Annotated in this window: 13 protein-coding genes, 1 tRNA gene and 3 rRNA genes; 14 read left to right on the plus strand and 3 right to left on the minus strand. The window is 37.1% G+C overall.

What is annotated here, in order from left to right; translation table 11 throughout:
- Nucleotides 1-104: 104 nt before the first annotated feature.
- Together LV469_06855 and LV469_06860 are read right to left on the minus strand one after the other, a co-directional pair.
- Entirely contained in the window at nt 105-656 is a 552-nt protein-coding gene (locus tag LV469_06855) for a chromate transporter (GenBank protein UHR02361.1), read from the minus strand.
- A complete protein-coding gene (locus LV469_06860; GenBank protein ID UHR02362.1) occupies nt 649-1218 on the minus strand; it encodes a chromate transporter in 570 nt (189 codons plus the stop codon). The genes LV469_06855 and LV469_06860 overlap by 8 nt, the downstream gene beginning before the upstream one ends.
- 72 nt (nt 1219-1290) lie before the next feature.
- On the opposite strand from LV469_06860, the gene LV469_06865 reads away from it, so the two are divergent.
- From LV469_06865 to LV469_06930, 14 genes are all read left to right on the plus strand, one after another.
- Nucleotides 1291-2418 (plus strand): DUF3048 domain-containing protein, encoded by a 1128-nt coding sequence (locus tag LV469_06865; protein ID UHR02363.1) that lies wholly within the window; start codon nt 1291-1293, stop codon nt 2416-2418.
- Between the two features lie 110 nt (nt 2419-2528).
- Nucleotides 2529-3080: a GNAT family N-acetyltransferase gene (locus LV469_06870; GenBank protein ID UHR02364.1), complete on the plus strand. Its 552-nt coding sequence runs from the start codon at nt 2529-2531 to the stop codon at nt 3078-3080.
- Nucleotide 3081: 1 nt separating this feature from the next.
- The gene (locus LV469_06875; protein ID UHR02365.1) at nt 3082-4086 is read left to right on the plus strand and encodes a DnaD domain protein; all 1005 of its coding nucleotides are present in this window, start codon (nt 3082-3084) and stop codon (nt 4084-4086) included.
- Nucleotides 4079-5053, plus strand: a complete 975-nt coding sequence (locus LV469_06880) for an ATP-binding protein (GenBank protein ID UHR02366.1) — start codon at nt 4079-4081, stop codon at nt 5051-5053. Before LV469_06875 ends, LV469_06880 begins: the two co-directional genes overlap by 8 nt.
- Before the next feature lie 68 nt (nt 5054-5121).
- Entirely contained in the window at nt 5122-6324 is a 1203-nt protein-coding gene (locus LV469_06885) for a pyridoxal phosphate-dependent aminotransferase (protein UHR02367.1), read from the plus strand.
- Nucleotides 6314-6841, plus strand: coding sequence for a phosphatase PAP2 family protein (locus LV469_06890; GenBank protein UHR02368.1), 528 nt, complete (start codon nt 6314-6316; stop codon nt 6839-6841). The genes LV469_06885 and LV469_06890 overlap by 11 nt, the downstream gene beginning before the upstream one ends.
- Before the next feature lie 153 nt (nt 6842-6994).
- Complete coding sequence (locus tag LV469_06895; protein ID UHR02369.1) at nt 6995-7744, plus strand: nitroreductase family protein; 750 nt, start codon at nt 6995-6997, stop codon at nt 7742-7744.
- Between the two features lie 127 nt (nt 7745-7871).
- Nucleotides 7872-8762 (plus strand): DegV family protein, encoded by an 891-nt coding sequence (locus LV469_06900; protein UHR02370.1) that lies wholly within the window; start codon nt 7872-7874, stop codon nt 8760-8762.
- 515 nt (nt 8763-9277) lie between these two features.
- Nucleotides 9278-10805, plus strand: a 16S ribosomal RNA gene (locus LV469_06905).
- A gap of 97 nt (nt 10806-10902) precedes the next feature.
- A tRNA-Ala gene (locus tag LV469_06910) sits at nt 10903-10978 on the plus strand.
- A 178-nt stretch (nt 10979-11156) separates the two neighbouring features.
- Nucleotides 11157-14016: ribosomal RNA gene (locus tag LV469_06915) — 23S ribosomal RNA — on the plus strand.
- A 29-nt stretch (nt 14017-14045) separates the two neighbouring features.
- A 5S ribosomal RNA gene (gene rrf, locus LV469_06920) occupies nt 14046-14162 on the plus strand.
- Together the 16S, 23S and 5S rRNA genes with 1 tRNA gene alongside form the textbook arrangement of a ribosomal RNA operon.
- Nucleotides 14163-14903: 741 nt before the next feature.
- Nucleotides 14904-18116 (plus strand): InlB B-repeat-containing protein, encoded by a 3213-nt coding sequence (locus LV469_06925; protein UHR02371.1) that lies wholly within the window; start codon nt 14904-14906, stop codon nt 18114-18116.
- Nucleotides 18117-18124: 8 nt separating this feature from the next.
- Entirely contained in the window at nt 18125-22510 is a 4386-nt protein-coding gene (locus LV469_06930; protein UHR02372.1) for a S8 family serine peptidase, read from the plus strand.
- A gap of 110 nt (nt 22511-22620) precedes the next feature.
- Here the strand turns inward: LV469_06930 and LV469_06935 are convergent, their stop codons facing one another.
- The gene (locus tag LV469_06935; protein UHR02373.1) at nt 22621-23310 is read right to left on the minus strand and encodes a hypothetical protein; all 690 of its coding nucleotides are present in this window, start codon (nt 23308-23310) and stop codon (nt 22621-22623) included.
- Nucleotides 23311-23648 lie beyond the last annotated feature (338 nt).

Consider the following 23648-nt stretch of genomic DNA (forward strand, 5'->3'; position numbering starts at 1 on the left):
TCTATTTTTAAATTTGAGCCAAATTAAATTTATAGATTTGAAGAAATCTTCAAGTATTTGCAAAATTATAGTTTAAAATTTGTTTTTATCTCTCTTAGAATATCTTATTTTAAAAAAGTTGACAATAAAATACCCAAAACTGCCCCCAGGGCAATAAGCTTAAAAAGACTTATCTTTTTTATATAGAGGACAAGTCCCAGAATAAAACAAGAAGCAGCAACTGGACTTATATTTTGCAGGCAAATATCGCCATCAAATACAGAGCTTTTAAAAAGGGAGATGGCAGAAATAAGTATAAGAGAAACCACTCCTGATTTGATGCCCATCAAAATCCAATCCAAAATTTTAAATTTTTTGCCCTTGGAAAAGAGAAAGTAGCCAAGAATCATCATAAGTATAAATTGGGGCAGGGTCACTCCAAGAGTTGCCAAAATAGATCCGATAAATCCGTCTACTTTTTGACCGACAAAGGTGGCTGAATTTATAGCTATTGGCCCAGGTGTCATTTGCGAAATGCTCACTAAATCCATAAGCTCGCTTGTCATAAGCCAAGCCTTTACATCAATGACATAATAGATTATAAGACTTAAAACTGCATAGCCGCCTCCAAATGCCAAGGCTCCGATCTTTAAAAAGACAAAAAACAAATCAAACATCCTTTCTCCTCCTCATCTTGTCAATGCAGAAGTAAGAAAGGCCAAAAAGGGCAGATAAAAGAATCAATAGGGCAGTGTTTACAGATGTGAAATATCCTATTATAAATACAAGAAGCATCACAAAACTTGAAAAAATCGGATTTTTTTTATAGGCAGTCTTTCCCATATTAAAGACAGTTACAAAAAGGACTGCTGACACAATCCCGCCTATGCCCTTTAAGGCGGCATTTATATAAAAGTTGGCCTTAAAAGCCTTGTAATAATTGGATATTATGCCAAGTATTATAAGACAGGGAAGGACAGATGCCACAAGGCAGGTGATAGCTCCCAAGGGACCTCTGAGTTTATAGCCTGTTAAAAGAGATGTAGAAATTGCCATGGCGCCCGGACCTGATTGGGCAAGGGCGACTATATCAAGCATCTCATCTTCCTTGATAAGCTTGTAGTCATTTACGAAGATGTCTTTTAAAACAGGTACGATAGTATAGCCACCGCCAAAGGTGATGGCATTTACTTTAAAAAAAGTAAAAAATAATTTTGCTAGAGAAATTTTCTTTTCCATACAACCCCCTCTAAACATTATAATAGAAAATCATAAGATAGTATGTAATAATAAGAAAATAAGGAGGCAGTAATGAAGAAAAAATTAATATTTTTACTTTTACTTATATCAAGCCTTTTACTTTTTGCTTGCAAGGACAAGAATGTTGCAGAAAAGGAGAAGGAAGTAAAAGAAGAGGAAGTAAAGGATGAGAGGATATTTTCACCTCTGGGAGGCAGTCAAGTAGACTCAATAATTGACGATAAGAGAGTAATAGGGATCATGATTGACAACCACCCTGATGCACAACCTCAATCCGGTCTTTTAGATGCAGAAGTGATTTATGAGTTTAAGGCTGAGGGGGAATTTACAAGATATTTGGCTCTTTACCAAAAGGACTATCCAAAGATTGTAGGGCCAATCAGATCTGCAAGACCTTATTTTGTAGATACAGCGGCTGAGTACCAAGCTCTTTACATACATTGGGGAGGTTCAGAAGCTGGCTACAACGAAATAGCTGCTGCTGGCCTTGATGATTTGGATGGCATAGCCTTGGAAGGCATAAGCTTTTTTAGAAATAAGGAAGTAAAGAAGAAAAAACCCCACAATGGCTATACAACTGATGAGTTAATCTTGGCGCAAATGGATAAGAGAAAGATTTCTAAGACTGGAAGCTTTAGGCCCTTCAAATTTGGGGATGATGAAGTCATGGAGAAGGCAACTAGAGCCTGCGATGAGATTACTCTTAGCTTTAACCCCACTCATGAGATGAAGTATATCTATGACAAGGATTTGGATGCTTATAAGATTATAAGAAATGGCACCCCCTTGATAGATGAAAAATTTATAGCCTCTTCTACAAATGAGGGATTTGTCACAGCTGACAACTTGATTGTAGAGTTTGCATCTTCAAGAGTAACAGGCCCTCTTGGAACACTTACAATAGATCATATAGGCTCAGGCAAGGGTCTTTTTGTCTCAAGAGGAAAGGTAGAGGAGATCATTTGGGAAAAAAGTGATGTGCATGCCAAGACTATCTTTAAAGATTTAAATGGTAATGAAATAACTCTAAAGAGGGGCAGGACTTGGGTAAGCGTTTTGGACCCAGAAGATCCAGTTACAATTTTACCTGAAGAAGTAAAGACAACACAAAAAGAAGAAGGCTCTCAAACCACAAATAAAAGCACTAATGAAAACACAAAAGCTGAAGATAAAAAGTAAAATAGACCCTGGCAAAAGCCGGGGTTTTAAATTACCTTAAATTCTTAGCTAAAAAGATAAAAGGACGGACTTGAGTTTTTCTTGTATAATATATAAACAGAGGTATAGATATGAATGTTACACTTAGGCCTCTAACTTATGAGGATGCTTTGAGTTTTGAATATTGGGGAGTCCACGAGGAAGCCTACTTGTCAGATTATAATTTTTTGGCAAGAGGGGAAAATGAAATCATGGAATGGTACAGGTGGAAGATTGAAAGCCCCAAGGCCTATTATTTTGCCATACTAGAGGACGGTTCTCCTTGTGGATATGTAGCTATAAAAAATATAAATGAAGTTATGGCTTCTTGCGAGCTTGGAATAGTCTTAGATCCAAATAAGGTAAATAGGAAAATCGGCCATCAGGCCCTGGAGCTAATAATGGACGAGGCTCATAAAAATCTCGGACTAGTGGAATTTAATTTAAGAGTGGCATGCTTTAATAAAAGGGCGATATCTTGTTATAGGTCTTTGGGATTTGAAACTGTCTACAAGGGACTTGCTCCATATAAGGCTGATCCGATTGATTTTACAAAAGAAGAAAATTTAAGACTCAAGAAATATTTTTTTAAGTTCTTGTTTTTAGACTTTTTTTACTACTATAAAATGAGATTGAGGAGATAAGATGAAGATTAAAATAGAAAAAGATTTGAAGATGAATTTGGGTTCCACCAGCGTGGAAAATATTTTTATCGACTCTTTCATGCCTTGGGCAGACGGAAATTTTGTAAAGATATACCTTCTCGGCCTGAGAAGAGCAAGAGAGGACGAAGAAGTAAATAACAAGATATTGGCAGACCTCTTGGGAGTCATCGAAAACGACATAGTAAGAGCCTGGGATTACTGGGAAGAAATGGGAATCATAAAAAGAGAAGATGATTCGATTGTATTTTTAAATCTAAAGAAACTTTTCGTAGAAAATGTATATTTTGCCAAGACTGAAGAAAAAAAGGACTTGGTCGAAACTATGACCAATCCCATAATAGCTGATATGCTCTCAAAAGTTGAATTTCTGATGAGAAGGACAATCTCGCCCATGGACAAGCAGGACTTGGCATCTTGGATTGAAATTTATAATATGCCCCCGCAAATTATTTTGGAGGCTTTCAAGTACGCCTGCGAAAGGCAAAATGTTTACAAAATCAAGTATGTAGAAAAAATTATAAGAACTTGGTCTGAGAAGAACATAAGAAGCATGGAAGCTGTGGAGGAAGCTTTCAGAGCCCATGATGAAAAATATTACAGATACAACGAAGTCATGAAGACCATAGGACTTGGCTCAAAACCCTTTACAGATGCGGATTTTGAGCTGGTAAACAAGTGGTTTGACCTTTTCCTTTTTGATATGGACTTGGTAAAGGAAGCCCTAAAAAGAGTGGTAAATATAGACAAGCCCAACCTCAACTACTTTGACTCAATCCTATCTTCTTGGCATAAAAAGGGCATCACAAGGCCAGAAGAAATAGAGCTGTTTGACAAAAAGGAAGCTCAAGAAAAGGAAAACTTTAGAAAGACCAAATTTCACAATTTTGAAGGTCATACAAAAGACCTTTCCAGAAATGAAATGGAAGAGATGGTCAAAAAGAAGAGAGACCTACTTTTAAAACAGATAGAGGAAGGCAATGAATAATAATATTTACAAGCAAATCATAAGAGACTATGAAAACTTGCGCAACAAAAATTTAATAGAGCAGAAAAACAGATATCTGGAAGTGGAAGAGAAGGTCAAGGGATTTTCTGAGTTGGAAAATGAGATCAAGCAAAAAGTCATCGAAACAGCCCTCTTGCAAATAAAAAATCCGGACAAAAACACAGTCAAAAAACTGACATCAGAACTTGAAAGATTAGAAAAAGACAAGGAAGAACTTCTTATAAAAGCTGGCTACAAGAAGGACTATTTGGATATGAGATACTCTTGTAAAATCTGCAAAGACCAAGGATTTATAGACCAAAAAAGATGCAAGTGCTTTAACAAGAGGCTGACTTTAAAGCTCTTTGACCAATCAGGCATATCCCACGTCTTAGAAAGAGAAAACTTCAAAAGCTTCAACTATGAAGCCTTTTCCGATCAAATTGATGCCAAAGAAGGGATGAGCCCCAGACAAAACATAAGAGATATCATGAAAGTTGTCGAACTTTTCATAAAAACTTTTGACAAAAAAAATGATATGAACCTCCTGTTTTACGGCAAGCCCGGACTAGGCAAGACTTTCATTTCAAACTGCATAGCCAAGTATCTCATGGAAAAAAATAAGCAAGTAATCTACATGACAGCTTTTTCCATGGTAAAACTCATGGAAGATGTCAAATTTTCAAAGAATGTTAGCGAGGATGCCAAGTACAAATACGACCTCTTATACGGATGCGACCTTTTGATAGTTGACGATTTGGGAGTAGAGCTTTCCACAAGCTTTACCAACTCTGAGATTTTTAACCTCATAAACTCCAGACTCTTAAGAGGCAAGAAAAATTTAATATCTACAAACCTGGACATCAAGGATTTGTCAAATACATACACTGACAGGGTCTTTTCAAGAGTTTATCAAAAATTTACTGCCCTTAAATTTTTTGGAAAAGATTTAAGGACAATTTTGTGAAGAAGCCTTTAAATATTAGGACTTTACTGCTATAATCTTTTGAAAGAAAACAGAATTGAGGATTTAAGATGAATATTTCAAAACGTGGACAGGGAATAGAATTTTCAGCAATAAGAATGCTCACCCCCTATGCAGATCAAGCAGTAAGACAAGGTAAAAAAGTTTACCATCTAAACATTGGCGCACCCGATGTGGAAACGCCACAAGCATTTTTCGATGCGGTGAGAAATTTTGAAGAAAAGACCTTGGCATATGCCCCTTCAAAGGGGTTTGAAGCCTTGAGAAAAGCCACATCAAATTACTACAAGAGCATAGGTATAGATTTTGATATGGACGAGATTTATATAACCCAGGGAGCATCTGAGGCTTTGGACTTCGCCCTTACAACCTGTATAGATGTGGGCGATGAAATCATAACTTGTGACCCCTACTATTCCAACTATCAAACCTATTTAGATCTTACCGGAGCAGTATGTCGAACCTTTGAAACCAAAGTGGAAGACGGTTACAGACTGCCAGCCAAAAAGGACATAGAGAAAATTTTAAGACCCAGATCAAGGGCATTTTTGCTCTCCAATCCGGGCAATCCTACAGGAGCAGTTTATACAAAAGAAGAAATCCAAATGATTGCAGAAATTGCCATCGAAAGGGATATGTTCATAATAGCCGATGAAGTTTATAGAGAATTTGTATATGATGGCGAGGTCTTTTATTCTTTTGCCAATGTAAAAGAAATAGAAGATAGACTCGTCCTCTTGGATTCCATATCTAAAAGATTTTCAGCTTGTGGGGCGAGAATAGGATCTTTGGCATGCAAAAACAAGAAAGTGCTAGAATGCGTAAACAAGCTTTGCAATGGTAGGCTTTCTGTATCGACCCTAGATCAATATGGGGCAGCAGAACTTTACAACACAGATAAATCCTACTTCCAAGAAGTCAACAAGCAATATCAAAAAAGAAGAGATATCATTTATCAAGGTCTTATTGACATACCTGGAGTAAAAGTCGAAAAAACCAAGGGAGCCTTCTACATATTCCCGGAATTTCCAGTAGAAGACACACTAGATTTTGCCAAGTGGCTTTTGACAGACTTTGAGCTAGGTGGAGAAACCGTAATGGTAGCCCCGGGACAAGGATTTTACAGAGATCCCGAAAAAGGAAAGACCAAACTAAGATTGGCGTTTGTAATAAATGAGCAAGACATCAAAAAATCTGTAAAGATACTAAAGGCAGGCTTAAAAGAATACCAAAGGATAAAAAGTGGAATTTAAAATCTTAGATTTAATATATCAGCTCAGAAATCCAGTCTTAGATAAAATATTTGCCATCTATACCAGCTTGGGGGATGGGGGACTTATCTTCATTTTGATGGGCCTTGTCCTACTTATAAAAAGGAAAAGCAGAAAAATAGGCATAAGAGTTATAATATCTCTGATACTTTGCCTAATAGTTGGAAACTTCATCCTAAAACCAATCATAGCAAGACCAAGACCCTATAACTTCAAAGATGTAAAAATGATAGTCGCAAGCTTAAAAGACTACTCCTTCCCATCAGGACATTCCTATGCAGCCATGGCCTTTGCAAAATCAATTTATTATGAATACAAAAAAGCCGGGAAAATATTCTTTATCCTAGCCCTCATAATGGGATTTTCAAGGCTCTATGCCTATGTCCACTACCCAACAGACGTAGCAGTCGGACTACTTTTAGGTTATCTATTCGCAATATGTGCAAATAAAATCATAAAATTAGCCTCAAAAGCCAATCAAAAAACAATAAAACTATAAAAGCTATGAGTTTTCGCTCATAGCTTTTTATTTTAAAATATAAGGTTGGCAGCAAATCAAATCTAGAACAATAGCGAGATCATTTTAAAAGCTTTTAAAAGGCATAACAAAACTAATGATATAATATAAGTAGAAATTAAAAGGAGTTGCATTATGAGTTTCGAAAAAATGTTAAATCACACAACGATTAGAGAGTTCACAAAAGATGTTGTATCAAAAGAAATAATAGAAGTTTTAAAGCAGGCTGCAAATCGGGCTGCAAGCTCAACAGGCATGCAACAATCTTCAATAATAAGGGTAAAGGACCAGGAAAAAAGAAAGGCTCTGGCAAAAATAGGTGGCCAAGAGTACTTGGCAAGAGTACCAGAGCTATGGATATTTATAGTTGACACTTTCAGGAATAATCAAATCCTAAAAGAAAAGACAAAAAGTAGCCTCGATAAAATTGACATGGACAAATTTTTCCAAGGCTTCACAGATGGAGTAATCCAAGCTCAGCAAGTTGTCACAGCTGCCGAAAGCCTGGGGCTTGGAACTGTATTCTTCGGCTGCATCTTAAATGACTATGAAAAGACGATAGAAGTTCTAAATTTACCCAAGGGGACATTTCCGATAGTTGGTTTGGGATTTGGATACCCCAACCAAAAACCGCAAATAAAACCGAGAATGAAGATGGATCTCAAATTTTTTGAAGACGAATACAAAATAGAAACAAATTATCTAGAAAAAATAAAAGACTATGACCAAGAAATGCAAACCTACTACGACACCAGAGACCAAGGCAGAAGAAGTGACTGCTTCTCCGATCAAGTTGTAAAAAAATCTTTAAATATAGTAGGAAAAAGAGATTTAGTAGTTAGAAGTATAGTTTCTCAAGGTTTTGATTTAAGTCTAGACGATTAAAAGTTTACAAAACTATTTCAAAAACTAAAATTAGTAATATTAAAAACTAATTGTTCCGTAAGCCTTGCCAAAAAGAATAAAATATAGGAAAATACTCATACAAGAAAAAAGTAAGGAGAAATATATAATGGCAACGCAACTTATAACAGGAACGGGTTGTGACTTAGGAATAGAGTTCTTAGAAGAAAATAATATAATTTGGATACCCATAACAGTAATAGAGGGCGAAAAAGAGTATAAGGACAGGATAGACATAGATGCAAAAACCCTATTTGAAAAACAAAGAGAGGGAATAATCTTTAAAACATCTCAACCCAGTCTAAAGTCCCAAGAAGAAAGCTTCAAAAAATGCATAGAAGAGGGAAAAGACATAGTCTACATCGCCCTATCAAGCGGCATAACGGGAGAGTGGAGCGCCGCAAGCATGGCGATAGAAAACTTAGATAAAAAAGGTGTGAGATACAAAATAGTAGACACCAAAAGCGCCTCGGTAGGCAATGCTCTTTTCGTTTTATACTTAAACGAAGCCATAAAAAACGGCATGCCCTTCGAAAAAGTCTGTGAATTTGCAGACTTCCTAACAGAAAATGTAAGAGCCATGGCAAGTGTCTTTGACATGACCCATCTCTACAACGGGGGAAGAGTCTCAAAAGTTTCCTTTACAGTAGGCAAATTACTAAACATGAAACCTATAATTCACTTTGAAAGAAGTGGAGCTCTAGTCCCAAAGACTGTGGTAAAAGGCAACAAGGCAACCATCAAAAAAATGATAGAAATAATGAAAGAAGAAAAAGGTGGCAGCTTCACCAAAGACGAAAGAATAATAACAGGCCATGGAAGCACACTTGAAGACGTGGAAGTCTTTGAAAAAGCGCTAAGAAAAGAAGAAGATAGCCTAGAGATAATAAGAAGAGACATAGGATGTGGCATAGGCGCCCACACAGGAGAAAGCGTGATGGCAGTTGGATATATAACCAAGCCAATACCAGAAGAGTTCGAGAAATATTTAAATAAATAAGAAAACCCATAAAAACAAACCTATAAAACAAGGCAAAATTCAAAACCCAAAAATAGATGCACCAAAAATAAGTGCATCTATTTTTTATCTGAAATTTTTATCCGATAAAACATCTCAAAAAACTCACTTAAATATAAGCTTTTTTAGAATTTTTTGTCGCAAAAAGCACCAAAACCAAGAAAATAAAAGAAAAAAGTCGAATCTTCAAACATTACGAAAAAAAACTAAAAAACCATTTGACAAAAATAATAAATGCCATTAAACTTAATAACAGTCGTCAGAGAAGAATGGCAAGAAAAATAAATTTTAAAAAATTTAAAAAAAGACTTGACATTAAATCCGTGACGTCTTATAATGAATAAGCTGTTCTAAAACAGCAGACCATGAAAATTAAATAGTGTAAGGAAAAAAGACTTCAAAGAAGTCAGCTTCACAAGAAGCACATGAAAGCAAAAAAGCGGAAAAAGTCAGTGAAACGAAAAAGTTGAGCTAGAAATTTTCGAAAAAAAGAAATTTTAATCGAGAGTTTGATCCTGGCTCAGGACGAACGCTGGCGGCGCGCCTAACACATGCAAGTCGAGCGATGACGATCAGATAGAACTTTTCGGAGGGACATCAGATAAGATTAGCGGCGGACGGGTGAGTAACACGTGAGTAACCTGCCTTTGACACAGGGATAGCCTCGGGAAACCGGGATTAATACCAGATGACATTACAATCTCGCATGAGGAAGTAATCAAAGAACTTCGGTCAAAGATGGACTCGCGACTGATTAGCTAGTTGGTGAGATAACAGCCCACCAAGGCGACGATCAGTAGCCGGCCTGAGAGGGTGAACGGCCACATTGGAACTGAGACACGGTCCAAACTCCTACGGGAGGCAGCAGTGGGGAATATTGCACAATGGGGGAAACCCTGATGCAGCGACGCCGCGTGAGCGAAGAAGGTATTCGTATCGTAAAGCTCTGTCCTATGGGAAGATAATGACGGTACCATAGGAGGAAGCTCCGGCTAACTACGTGCCAGCAGCCGCGGTAATACGTAGGGAGCAAGCGTTGTCCGGAATCACTGGGCGTAAAGGGTTCGCAGGCGGCAATGCAAGTCTCGTGTGAAAGGCAAGGGCTCAACCCTTGTAAGCACAAGAAACTGCATAGCTTGAGTAGTGGAGAGGCAAGTGGAATTCCTAGTGTAGCGGTGAAATGCGTAGATATTAGGAAGAATACCGGTGGCGAAGGCGACTTGCTGGACACAAACTGACGCTGAGGAACGAAAGCGTGGGGAGCAAACAGGATTAGATACCCTGGTAGTCCACGCCGTAAACGATGAGTGCTAGGTGTCGGGAGAGATCTCGGTGCCGCAGTTAACACACTAAGCACTCCGCCTGGGGAGTACGTGCGCAAGCATGAAACTCAAAGGAATTGACGGGGACCCGCACAAGCAGCGGAGCATGTGGTTTAATTCGAAGCAACGCGAAGAACCTTACCAGGACTTGACATATATAGGAATAAACTAGAGATAGTTTAGTCTACCTCGGTAGTCTATATACAGGTGGTGCATGGTTGTCGTCAGCTCGTGTCGTGAGATGTTGGGTTAAGTCCCGCAACGAGCGCAACCCTTACCTTTAGTTGCCAGCATGTAAAGATGGGAACTCTAAAGGGACTGCCGATGATAAATCGGAGGAAGGTGGGGATGACGTCAAATCATCATGCCCTATATGTCCTGGGCTACACACGTGCTACAATGGTCGGTACAGAGAGCCGCGAAATAGTAATATCAAGCAAATCTCAAAAAGCCGATCCCAGTTCGGATTGTTCTCTGCAACTCGAGAACATGAAGCCGGAGTTGCTAGTAATCGCAGATCAGAATGCTGCGGTGAATGCGTTCCCGGGTCTTGTACACACCGCCCGTCACACCATGGGAGTTGGTAATACCCGAAGCCGGTGAGTCAACCGCAAGGAGACAGCCGTCGAAGGTAGGATCAATGACTGGGGTGAAGTCGTAACAAGGTAGCCGTATCGGAAGGTGCGGCTGGATCACCTCCTTTCTAAGGAAAACACCTTACACTATTTAAATTTTTAATGGGAACAAAAAAGCAAAAAGCAAAAGAACAAAAACAAAAACAAAAAAAGACCAAAACCCATGGGGGTGTAGCTCAGTTGGGAGAGCGCCTGCCTTGCAAGCAGGAGGTCAGGAGTTCGACTCTCCTCATCTCCACCACATAATACCAAGTATTATGTAACCTAACACAAGCAAAGACTTGTGTTAGGAGTCGGACACAACCGACAAAAGAACCTTGAAAACTACAAAACGAAAACAAAAAGAAAAGTCAAATCAAATTTCAAAAAAGATTATGACAATTCACTGGAAACAATAGAAAAACTATTGTAAAAACAAAGGTCAAGTTAATCAAAGCATCAGGCGAATGCCTAGGCACCAAGAGGCGATGAAGGACGTGGTAAGCTGCGAAAAGCTTCGGGAAGGAGCAAACATCCAACAACCCGGAGATCTCCGAATGGGAAAACCCATACAGACAAACTCTGTATATCCCTATCAGAACACATAAGATAGGGAAGCGAACCGGGCGAACTGAAACATCTAAGTAGCCCGAGGAAAAGAAAGAAAACTCGATATCCTAAGTAGCGGCGAGCGAACAGGAAGAAGCCCAACCGTACAAACGCAAGATCCGAGCTAGTCGAATCATCTGGGAAGATGAACCAAAGAAAGTAACAGTCTCGTAGACAAAAGCAAAGAGAAGCAGTACAAAAGAGTAGCACGGAGCACGAGAAACTTTGTGTGAACACAGGGGGACCACCCCCTAAGGCTAAACACTCCTTGGTGACCGATAGCGAACAAGTACCGTGAGGGAAAGGTGAAAAGAACCCCGGGAGGGGAGTGAAAAAGAATCTGAAACCTGATGTTAACAAGCAGCGAAAGTGGTCCTGCACCACAATCGTGTACTTTTTGTAGAACGGGCCAGCGAGTTATGGTAACAAGCAAGATTAAACCTTACAGAGGTGAAGTCGAAGGGAAACCGAGTCTTAAAAGGGCGAAAGTTTGTTGCCATAGACCCGAAACCGTGTGATCTATCCATGGGCAGAGTGAAGTTAAAGTAAAATTTAATGGAGGCTCGAACCGGGTAGCGTTTAAAAGCTATCGGATGACCTGTGGATAGGGGTGAAAAGCCAATCGAACACGGAGATAGCTGGTTCTCCTCGAAATAGCTTTAGGGCTAGCCTTAACGAAAAAATAATTTGGGGGTAGAGCACTGAATAGCCAAGGGGTGCATAGCATTACCAAGGCCTATCAAACTCCGAATACCAAATTAGAACGTTAGGAGTCAGACAATGTGGGATGAGCTTCATTGTCAAAAGGGAAACAACCCAGACCACCGGCTAAGGTCCCAAAATAATGGTTAAGTGGAAAAGGGGGTGAAATTACCGAGACAACTAGGATGTTGGCTTAGAAGCAGCCATACATTTAAAGAGTGCGTAATAGCTCACTAGTCAAGTGATTTTGCACCGAAGATAACCGGGGCTAAACCAAATACCGAAGCCGTGGATCGCAAGATGGTAGAGGAGCAATGTATAAAAGGCGAAGCAGAAGGCGCAAGCCCCTGTGGATAATATACAAGAGAGAATGCTGGCATAAGTAGCGCAAGGGAGGTGAGAATCCTCCCCATCGAAAACCCAAGGAATCCTGAGGAAGGCTCGTCCACTCAGGGTAAGTCGGGACCTAAGGCAAGGCCGAAAGGCGTAGTCGATGGACAACAGGTGGAAATTCCTGTACCGATTTGAATCGTAAAAAAGTAAGTGGGGACGCAGAAGGAAAAAAGCAGCGGTCAGTTGGTGAACCGTGCAAGCACAAAGTCCGAGGAATAGGCAAATCCGTTTCTCAGAAAAGATGAAGTGCGAAGCAGATCGAAAACAAGTAGAGAATTGCCCGTATCCAAGCTGCCAAGAAAAGCCACTATCAAGAAACAAATCGCCCGTACCGTAAACCGACACAGGTAGGTGAGGAGAGAATCCTAAGATGAGCGGAAGAACCTTTGTTAAGGAACTCGGCAAAATGACCCCGTAACTTCGGGAGAAGGGGAGCCTAACCAGAAATGGAAGGCCGCAGTAAAAAGGCCCAAGCGACTGTTTACCAAAAACATAAGTTTCTGCGAAGTCGAAAGACGAAGTATAGGAGCTGACACCTGCCCGGTGCTGGAAGGTTAAGGGAAAAAGTTAGCGCAAGCGAAGCTTAGAACTGAAGCCCCAGTAAACGGCGGCCGTAACTATAACGGTCCTAAGGTAGCGAAATTCCTTGTCGGGTAAGTTCCGACCCGCACGAAAGGTGTAACGATTTGGGCACTGTCTCAACAAAGGATCCGGTGAAATTGTAGTAGCGGTAAAGATGCCGCTTACCCACGACAGGACGGAAAGACCCCGTGGAGCTTTACTGCAAGCTGACATTGGATTTTGAGTTTAAATGTACAGAATAGGTGGGAGACAAAGAAGCATGTACGCCAGTATATGTGGAGTCACCTTTGGGATACCACTCTTTTAAACTTAAAGTTCTAACTTCCTACCTTGAATCAGGTAGAAGGACACTGTCAGTTGGGCAGTTTGACTGGGGCGGTCGCCTCCAAAAGAGTAACGGAGGCGTTCAAAGGTTCCCTCAGCACGGACGGAAATCGTGCAAAGAGTACAAAGGCAAAAGGGAGCTTAACTGCAAGACCAACAAGTCGAGCAGAGACGAAAGTCGGACTTAGTGATCCGGTGGTACCGCGTGGAAGGGCCATCGCTCAACGGATAAAAGCTACCCCGGGGATAACAGGCTTATCTCCCCCAAGAGTCCACATCGACGGGGAGGTTTGGCACCTCGATGTCGGCTCGTCTCATCCTGGGGCTGTAGTAGGTCCCAAGGGTTGGGCTGTTCGCCCATTAAAGAGGCACGCGAGCTGGGTTCAGAACGTCGTGAGACAGTTCGGTCCCTATCCGTCGTGGGCGCAGGAAATTTGAGAGGAGCTGTCCTTAGTACGAGAGGACCGGGATGGACAAACCTCTGGTGCATCAGTTGTACTGCCAAGTGCATAGCTGAGCAGCTAAGTTTGGAAGGGATAAGAGCTGAAAGCATCTAAGCACGAAGCCCCCCTCAAGATGAGATTTCCCAACAAGTAAGGCCCCTTGAAGAAAACAAGGTAGATAGGCTCAAGGTAGAAGAGTAGAGATACTTTAAGCTAGAGAGTACTAATAGGCCGAGGACTTGACCAAAGAAGTGAGTAGTTTTGTAGTAACAAGAATCCGGTGACAATAATGCAAGGGAACCACCTGTACTCATACCGAACACAGAAGTTAAGCCTTGAGATGCCGATGGTACTTGGCTGGTGACGGCCTGGGAGAGTAGGAAATCGCCGGTTTGATTCTTATAAAAGAATTTAAAGATAAAGAGCTGTATGTAAAACATCGGCTCTTTATTTTTTTATATATTTAAAATTAAGTCGGAATTTTAAATATATAAAGTATTCACAAATTATAGACTAACTAAAAATAAAGAAATTACTAGTACAAATGCAAAATTTTTTGTTTATAGAATAAATTAAAAAATGTGCATTGTAAAAATTTTAATTAAAATATTTTGAAAAATAAAAATATTAATCTTTAAAAAATATGAATTTTTATATTGTGTGATAAAATTAAAAAATGTAATAGCATAGACTAAAGAAAAAGCTTTGGAGATTTGAACTGGCCACCAAAAGTTGGACTTAAAACCAACTAAAGGAGGTCAGTTTTTTAATTCAAATTAAAGAATTATAAGGTAAGCAATATATAAGAAGGCGCTTAGATCGATTAGTTAATATGTGAAATGTCATTTTATGAGTATTTAATAAAATTATGATTAGCTACTATTAACTTAATTGTTCTAGAAGATTGAATAAAAAAATATATAAAATTATAAGAGCATAAAATCATAGATCAGCGAATAAAAAAATAAATTATTCTATCGAAATAAATAAAAAAATAAATTATTTCATTGAAATGATAAAAACAATCAATTATACTTGTTCTGTAACGTTACTTTTTTTGACAAATTATTAAATATATTTTAATATGTCTAATTTGTCGACAATAAATTCTAATGTAGGGAGGATAAAAGATAAATGAGAAGGAAATACATTTTATTTTTTATGTCATTTATAATGATTCTGTGCTCAAACTCTAATGCAATGAGCATGGATAAAATTGAAAGATTAAAGACTGACAAAATAATAGAGGGAAGAGAAAATGGAGACTTAGATCTGGATGGATATATCACAAGAGCAGAGACTTTGAAAATAATAGCTTATAGTCTAGGGTATGAAAATGATATTAAAAGTTATACCGATTTGGAATCTTTTAAAGACGTACCCGAAAATCATTGGGCTAGAAATATAATTGCTTTTTCAAAGAAAGTTAGATTGAAAAATGGAAATTTTTTGATAAATGGGTATCCGGATGGGACTTTTAAACCAGATGAAAAAATTAGAAATGCTGAAGTTTTGAATCTTTTATTGAAGGCTTATCACAAAGATTTTAATCAAAAGTTTTTAAGTGAAGGGAATTGGTCTAAAAGTATTGTTAAGTTTGCCAAGGAAGCTGGATTTTTAGAGGAAACAGAAATTGAAAAAGGAAATGAATTAGCTTTAAGAAGAAATGCTTTTATATGTCTTGAAAATGCAAGAGAGTATAAGAATGAGAAGAATGAGAAGAATGCTACAAAAAATGAAAACAAAGATCATTCTTATTCAAGTGTTTCCTCATCATCCGACTATAGTCGCTCATGGAATTTTTATAAATTACATAATGAAAAAGTGGAAACACCTAATATTGGCAAAGAAACTAGACATGAATTGACGGTAGTACTTGATGCAAATGGTGGAAAGTTTGAAAATGGTGAGCTTAATAAAACTGTTAAACTTGAAATGGGACAAGATTTAAATCAAACTGAGAAGCCTATCAAAGAAGGGTTTAAATTCATGGGTTGGTCCTTGGTTGCAGATGGTGCAGTTGATGGTAATATTCTAAAAAATATTCAGGAAAACAAGACCGTATTTGCGGTATGGGATAAGATAAAAGAAGATATACAGGAAAAAAGTTATGAGATATCTTTTGACGCTAATGGAGGACAATTTGAAAAGACAAGTAAGACAAAAATAAATGTTAAAGAAGGAAAATCTTGCAACCCTCCTGTTCCAACTAGAACGGGCTACGTTTTTAAAGGTTGGTCTGAAAGACCGAATGGAGATATAGATAATTCTTTACTTGATAATATAAAGGCTAGCAAAAGAATTTATGCAATATGGGATATGGAGTGTATAATTCTAAATCAAGATGGCTACGATGGCGATATTCCTTTTGTTTATGCTGATAGAAATGAAGACATTCAAATTTTATTTAAAGATAAAGCTGAAGACATAATTGCAAAGCTTGGCTCAATAGAACTTGAACATGATAGTGGAACTTTTAAAAATCCTGTTAATGAGAGAATTAAAGGGATAGCTGTAAGTGAACTAAAATTAAATAAAAATATAGGAAAGTTTATTGAAATTTGTCTTGATGATAATGAAGACAATAAGACATATTTAAAAATAGCCATAAAAGAAAAATCTGCTGATGACAAATTAAAGAATGAATATTGTGTGAAATTCGATGCAAGTAAAGGAAAGTTTGATGATAATTCGAAAGAAAAAGATATTAAAACTGTCCAAGGTAGAAGTCTTTTCTTTACATATCCTGAGCCAAAGCGAGAAGGATATGTATTTTTAGGATGGTCGTCAAAAGCAGACGGAAATGTTGAGCTTGATTTAATAAACAACATACAATCCGACAAGACTGTTTATGCTGTTTGGATGGAGCTAAAAAAACCAGATATGGTTAAGGTTATATATAATGCAAATGGCGGAAAGTTTAAAGAAAGTGAAATTTACGAAGAGGATGTTGTCAAAGGACAAAATGCGCATAATTCAAATAAGCCTACAAGGGCTGGATTTAAATTAATTGGGTGGTCTTTGAAAAAAGACGGACAAGTAGACAATGACATCTTAAAAAACATACAAACAAGCAAGACCGTATACGCAGTATGGGAAGAAATAAAAGAAGCCCCAGTTCAACTCATGATAACCCTAAACCCAAATGGCGGAAGATTTAGTGACACAATAGGCAACAAGATAATAAGAGTAAACAAAGGCTCAAACATGGATAACATAGAAGCACCGAAAAAAGAAGGATACAAATTCAAGGGTTGGAGTTCTTCAATGGTAGGAAACAAAGTAGACAAGGACATCTTAAAAAACATACAAACAAGCAAGACCGTATACGCAGTATGGGAAGAAATAAAAGAAGCCCCAGTTCAACTCATGATAACCCTAAACCCAAATGGCGGAAGATTTAGTGACACAATAGGCAACAAGATAATAAGAGTAAACAAAGGCTCAAACATGGATAACATAGAAGCACCGAAAAAAGAAGGATACAAATTCAAGGGTTGGAGTTCTTCAATGGTAGGAAACAAAGTAGACAAGGACATCTTAAAAAACATACAAACAAGCAAGACCGTATACGCAGTATGGGAAGAAATAAAAGAAGCCCCAGTTCAACTCATGATAACCCTAAACCCAAATGGCGGAAGATTTAGTGACACAATAGGCAACAAGATAATAAGAGTAAACAAAGGCTCAAACATGGATAACATAGAAGCACCGAAAAAAGAAGGATACAAATTCAAGGGTTGGAGTTCTTCAATGGTAGGAAACAAAGTAGACAATGACATCTTAAAAAACATACAAACAAGCAAGACCGTATACGCAGTATGGGAAGAAATAAAAGAAGCCCCAGTTCAACTCATGATAACCCTAAACCCAAATGGTGGAAGATTTAATGGCACAATAGGCAACAAGATAATAAGAGTAAACAAAGGCTCAAACATGGATAACATAGAAGCACCGAAAAAAGAAGGATACAAATTCATGGGTTGGAGTTCTTCAATGGTAGGAAGCAAAGTAGACAAGGACATCTTAAAAAACATACAAACAAGCAAGACCGTATACGCAGTATGGGAAGAAATAAAGAATCCCCAAAAAGAAGTCTTCAAAAATGTAATATTTAATGCAAACGGAGGCTATTATGAAAGCGAAAATGAAGATGACGATGTAATAAGGATGAAGTTAATAAAAGTTAAATATGGAGAAGATGCTGTGAATCCTCCAATTCCTAAAAGAGACGGCCATAAGTTTTTGGGGTGGTCTGATAGCAATGTTGGAAGTGTAAATGAAAATGTTTTAAAAAACATTAGGGAAAATAAGACCGTCTATGCGATATGGAAGAAACTTAACTAGGAGTTCAAATGAAAAAAATCAAAAGAATATTTGTATGTGTAATGTCTCTCATACTCTTTATTTCAAATTTTTCATATGCTGGAGAATTGAAAAAAGAGCCGATTATAAATAAGCTTCCGGATTACGTTAGAAAAGCCAAAACTGGTGAATATCTTGATGTAATTATAAATTTAAAAGATCAGACGGACACGAGTGCAATAAAAACAAAAGAAGAAAACAAACTCGTCTGTGATGATGAAACAAAAACTAAAATTATCAGAAAAGAGATAGTAAAAAATCTTGAGCAAAACGCAAAATCTAGCCAAGAAGATGTTCTAGAAACGATAGAAGACGGTAAAAGACTAGGAGAAGTAAAAAATTTCAAATCATACTATATTATAAATTCCATTCATTTGGTTGCAAAAAAAGAATTTATAGAAAAAGTTGCAAAATTTGATGAAGTCTACGAAATTATTGAAAATAAAACTATAAAAGAGAAAAAGGAAGAGCCGGTAAAGAAACAAGAGCTAAGGGCATTTTCTACCAGAAGTGTTCAAAAACATATACCATGGAATTTAAAAGCTATAAATGCAATAGAAGCCCAAGATTACGTCAAAGAAAAGGAGGGAGCAGTTGTTGCTATAATTGATTCGGGTGTTGATTATAATCATCCAGCTATAAGGGATAATTATAGGGGAAACAATCCCACATTGAGGGCATACTCTTGGTATGATGCCACTAAAAATAAATTTGGAGATCAGACTTTCCCAGATGATGCAGGAAGTCATGGCACCCATGTTTGCGGAACTATCCTTGGAAAAAACACAAAAACAGATTCTTACATGGGAGTTGCTCCTGATGCAAAATGGATAGCGGTAAAAATATTTAATGAAAGAGGAGAAACCACAACCGACTATATAATAAGGGCATGCGAATGGATTATGGCACCGTATGGATCAGATGGGATTAAAAGACCGGATTTAGCACCTAAAGTAATAAATAATTCATGGGGTGGCGGAAAGGAAGACCATAATAATTTTTATAAAAGAATACTTAAAAGGTGGAGAGATGCAGGAATAATTCCAATTTATGCCGCAGGAAATGCAAGACAAGCTAAGCAAGGCGGTGACGGATCGGTAGGGATACCAGGGTCTTATCCAGAGGCATATACAGTCGGAGCCTTGGACTTAAATGATGAGCTCATAGATTTTTCCTATAGGGGACCATCAATCTATACAGATAAGTGGAAGCCTGATATCAGTGCACCTGGAGTAAATATTTTGTCATCTATACCTGGACAAAGATACAGTGTTTACTCTGGCACATCTATGGCAGCGCCTCATGTCACGGGCGTTGTGGCTCTTATGCTTCAAGCAAATCCAAATTTAAATGCTAATCAAATTGAGGATATTTTGGATAAAACGGCAACGCCTTTAACGGATGATAATTTTATAAGTTCACCAAATCACGGATATGGCTATGGCAAAGTCAACGCTTATAATGCTGTAAGGCTAGCTGAAAAACAAAAAAAGGATACAGCTATTGATGATAAAGAGATGGGTTTTTTAGAAGGCAATGTTTATACAAGTGCTAGTGATGATATAAAGCCTGAGATAAGTGGAATTGCCAACAATTTTATTGTAAATACTTTCGACAGTTTTTTTGAAGCCAAAGTCAAGGACAATTCAGGTGTAAAGAGAGTATCTCTAAACTTAGATGATCACATATATGATATGGCGCTTATAAAGGGAAATTATATAAATGGAATTTACAGAGCAAGGATATCTCATAATTTAATAAAATCTAAAAAGCTAAAATATTTCATAGAAGCGGAAGATGTAAATGGCAATATTACTAGAGCTGATGAAAAAAATCTTTATATAAAAAACGCCTTGAAAACAGGATATAAACAGGATTTTGAAAACGACTTTAGTGGCTTTAAGTATGGCTCATGCGATCAAATAAATGATAGTGCTATAATGACTGATCCTACAACAAGTAGATATAAGTTAAAGTTTGACAAGGATGTAAATCTATGGCAATGGGGCGAGCCAACTTATGGTCCAGAAAACAAAAGTGGAAATAAAGTTCTGGGAACTGTTTTGGATGGGACATATCAAAAAATAAAAAGAAACTCATCTATTATAATGCCACTTGTAGATTTGAGCGATGAAAGAGAAGATGTTAGATTGAAGCTTGACCATTGGTATGATCTGACGGGTGGAGATAAGTATGCAAACTTCTATATCGATACGGCGGAAATTTTAATAGCAGAAGTAGGAGATGAAAAATCTGAAGAAGATCTTACCTATATACCTATAAAACAATTTAAGAAATCATCTAAGGGTTGGCAACATGAAGATATAAGTTTAAACGATTATCTTGGCAAAAAAATTTCAATAATGTTTAAACTTGAAGAAGGAAGCCTTGCACTTAGAAAAAAATCGGCAGGGTGGTATATAGATAACATTAGTATAGCAAGGGAAGGACAAGCTTTAGAGAGTATAATTGTTGAACCTAGTGAAAATATAAATTCAGTTGAAAATTACGAAAAAGGTTCAAAAATTCCTTTGAGTGCCAAAATTAAAGTAATGGAAACTGGTGTTGAAGTAAAGTCACAAGAGGGAAGTGGCAGATATTTTATTAAGCACCCGGCTGGGCACTATAAGCTATTAGTAGAAAAAGAGGGGTTTTTGCCACAAGAAAAAGATGTAATAATTGAAGCTGGAGCAAAAAATCACCTGGAAGATATTTACTTAAAAAAAGATTTAGGCAATAAGTTAGAAATTGAAATACTAGATGATTTTGATTCACCCACATTTGCGAGAGTTCAAATTTATAAGAAAGATGATATAAAAGAGCTTTATTCGAAAGAGGGCTCAAAAATTGAATTTTCTAATTTGAATATTGGTAAATATAAGTTGCTTGTAAGTGGTGATGGCATACAAACACGAGAGTTGGAAATTGATTTGAAGTCGGATCAAAAAATTCAAGTAAGAACTAAAAAGGTCGAGTATCTTCAAAACAAATCTTGGGGCTATGAAGGGGAGCTTGCAGATAACCTGACATGCGAAGATGATGCTAATAGACTTTTTGCTTTTGGAATTAAAAATGAAAAAACATTAGAACTTGATGAGTTGGAGATATATCTTACCAGAACAAAGGAACAAGATAACATAAAAGGGCAAAAATATAAGGTATATATCTTTGAGGGCAATAATGATGATGGATTGCCTGGAAAGATATTATATTCAACAGAAAAAGAGTGCGAAAAAGACGGATGGAACAAGATAAAGATACCAAAAATTCAGGTAAGAGGGGACTTTTATTTAGCATATAAAAAAGATGAAGGATACTTTGGATTAGGACTTGATAGTAATAAGCCTTTTGATAACTCCTATGTTCTTTATAAGGGGGCATGGAATCCATCATCTACCCTAGGCATGTATATGATTAGAGCCATAGGAAAAGAAATAAATCCGCAAAAGGCCAATGGTCATAAGCTTTATTTTAAATCCAACAATATAAATAGGCAGGAAAAAGTAGAGGAAATCGAAGATTTGGCAGCATACAAATTGCCAGAACTTGATTTTGAACCTGAAATAGGAAAAGTTTTTGCTGGTTGGACAATTGAAGGAAAGGAATATCAACCTGGAGATATAATATATCCATCAAGGGATATGGAAATTTTGGCAGCATGGAAAGAAAAAGATGCGAAGCCTATAAACCCAAATACAAATCATTCGTTGAAGCCAGAAGTACCAGAGTATTTAAGTAAAAGAGAAGAAAAGACTGTTCCAATTTATTTTGGAATGATTTCAAGCTCATCAAGCTCACAAAGCGAAAATAAAAAAGAAATAGAAAAGAAAGAAGAACAAAAGGACTATGAAAATCACTGGGCAAAAGAAGCCATAGACTTGTGTCTAGAAAAAGGATACTTTAAAGACATAGCAGATAAGTCAAACTTCAATCCGGAAAAGGCAGCAACGAGAGCAGAGTTTATAACAGTTCTTGCAAGATATGCAGGAATAAATAATAAAACTAACAAAGCAGGATTCGAAGACGTAAGTTCAGACAAGTATTATTCTCCATTTATTTCGTGGGCAAAAGAAAACAAAATTATCTTAGGAAGAGGAAATGGAAAATTTGCTCCGGATGCCACAATAAGTAGGGCTGAAATGGCAACAATTATCCACAGAATGGCAAAAGTCCTAAAACTAGATAAGTCTACAAAAAACATGAATATAGACTTTAAAGATGCCGATGCAATTCCGGATTGGGCAATAGATCAGGTAAAAGATCTTGTAAATCTTGGCATCATAAATGGAAACAATGACAATACATTCAATCCAAAGGGCAACTTCAAAAGAGCTGAATTGGCACAAATAATCTACAATTTCAGCAAAAATAAATAAACTGATATTAGCTTCAAAAGAGGTGAGCAAATAAAAAGGACCGACCAAAAAGTCGATCCTTTTTTATTATAAATAAGTTTACATAATAACTTTAAAATTAAATCTATAAATCAAAGTCCCAAGAAGTGCTGGCTCAACATTAAGTTTTGCGCAAGCAAATTTTCAAGCACTCGTCTTTGTATCACTTCTAATAGTTTAATTTGCTCTATATAGAAGTTGAAGAAGTCAGAATACAAGTCTTGATATGAAGAAAGCATAAGTTCATCTGACCTTTTGGAAGTCTCAATGTTTTCTAGCTCATCTTTTTTAGAATCTAATGCTTCTTTATTCAAAGAATCTTTTTTTGCCAAAAGTGAAATCGAATAAAGAAGTGCCTCGTCTTTATTTATCTTTGATATGGCGGTGCCGCCATTAAAAGATGACTTCACTGTTATTTCATCCATATCTTTTATTTCTCTAAAATCGGCGTCTACAAGGAGATAGCAAGATGTTTTTTCATAATCTTTTTGTGATAGATAGGGATCTGATTTCACTTCTCCAAGAGCATACTTGTCTCCTGCACAAATCCAAATCAAATCACCCTTATTAATCCTTGAAAGGGAATTAAAATATGCGTTTATTTGCCTCTTGTCCTTAGGATTTTCAAATAAGAGTATTTTTTTAAGGTCTTGAACATTTTTTGCATCCTTGTAGAACAATGGAGCGAAATAAGAGTTTTCTATAAAAATAGAATAGTATTTTTCCTGGTCTTTTAATGACCTCAAATTATACCTGAAGACTTGTCTTTTGTCTGTTTTCATTTTTTCCTCCATTTGTGATTTCTCATCCTTATCCATCCTCATTATATTACTGGGCTTTAAAAAGTTCAAGAAATGGACCTTCTAAAGCAAATGATATAGCTGAAGAAATAGTGTATTTTTCAAGCAAAAAAGACCGATTCACAGGCTCAAATGTTAAATATATTTCAAGTATTTTTTTTATAAAATGATTAAATTTAGGATAATTAATACAAATATTATTTGATTTGCAAAAATTTTAATATTTTTTAAATTGTATTCGATTAATTCATTGACAAAGGCAAAGACTATGGTATCATGAAGTTTAAGATAACTGTTATCAATAAAGAGTAGGAGGATTT

This window comes from Peptoniphilus sp. GNH (assembly GCA_021307325.1).
Classification (GTDB): Bacteria; Bacillota; Clostridia; order Tissierellales; family Peptoniphilaceae; genus KA00134.

Bases quoted from the DNA above. Each gene is read 5' to 3' on its own strand.
- LV469_06855 (UHR02361.1), bottom strand. From the start codon at position 656: ATGTTTGATTTGTTTTTTGTCTTTTTAAAGATCGGAGCCTTGGCATTT.
- LV469_06860 (UHR02362.1), bottom strand. From the start codon at position 1,218: ATGGAAAAGAAAATTTCTCTAGCAAAATTATTTTTTACTTTTTTTAAA.
- LV469_06865 (UHR02363.1), top strand. From the start codon at position 1,291: ATGAAGAAAAAATTAATATTTTTACTTTTACTTATATCAAGCCTTTTA.
- LV469_06870 (UHR02364.1), top strand. From the start codon at position 2,529: ATGAATGTTACACTTAGGCCTCTAACTTATGAGGATGCTTTGAGTTTT.
- LV469_06875 (UHR02365.1), top strand. From the start codon at position 3,082: ATGAAGATTAAAATAGAAAAAGATTTGAAGATGAATTTGGGTTCCACC.
- LV469_06880 (UHR02366.1), top strand. From the start codon at position 4,079: ATGAATAATAATATTTACAAGCAAATCATAAGAGACTATGAAAACTTG.
- LV469_06885 (UHR02367.1), top strand. From the start codon at position 5,122: ATGAATATTTCAAAACGTGGACAGGGAATAGAATTTTCAGCAATAAGA.
- LV469_06895 (UHR02369.1), top strand. From the start codon at position 6,995: ATGAGTTTCGAAAAAATGTTAAATCACACAACGATTAGAGAGTTCACA.
- LV469_06900 (UHR02370.1), top strand. From the start codon at position 7,872: ATGGCAACGCAACTTATAACAGGAACGGGTTGTGACTTAGGAATAGAG.
- LV469_06925 (UHR02371.1), top strand. From the start codon at position 14,904: ATGAGAAGGAAATACATTTTATTTTTTATGTCATTTATAATGATTCTG.
- LV469_06930 (UHR02372.1), top strand. From the start codon at position 18,125: ATGAAAAAAATCAAAAGAATATTTGTATGTGTAATGTCTCTCATACTC.
- LV469_06935 (UHR02373.1), bottom strand. From the start codon at position 23,310: ATGAAAACAGACAAAAGACAAGTCTTCAGGTATAATTTGAGGTCATTA.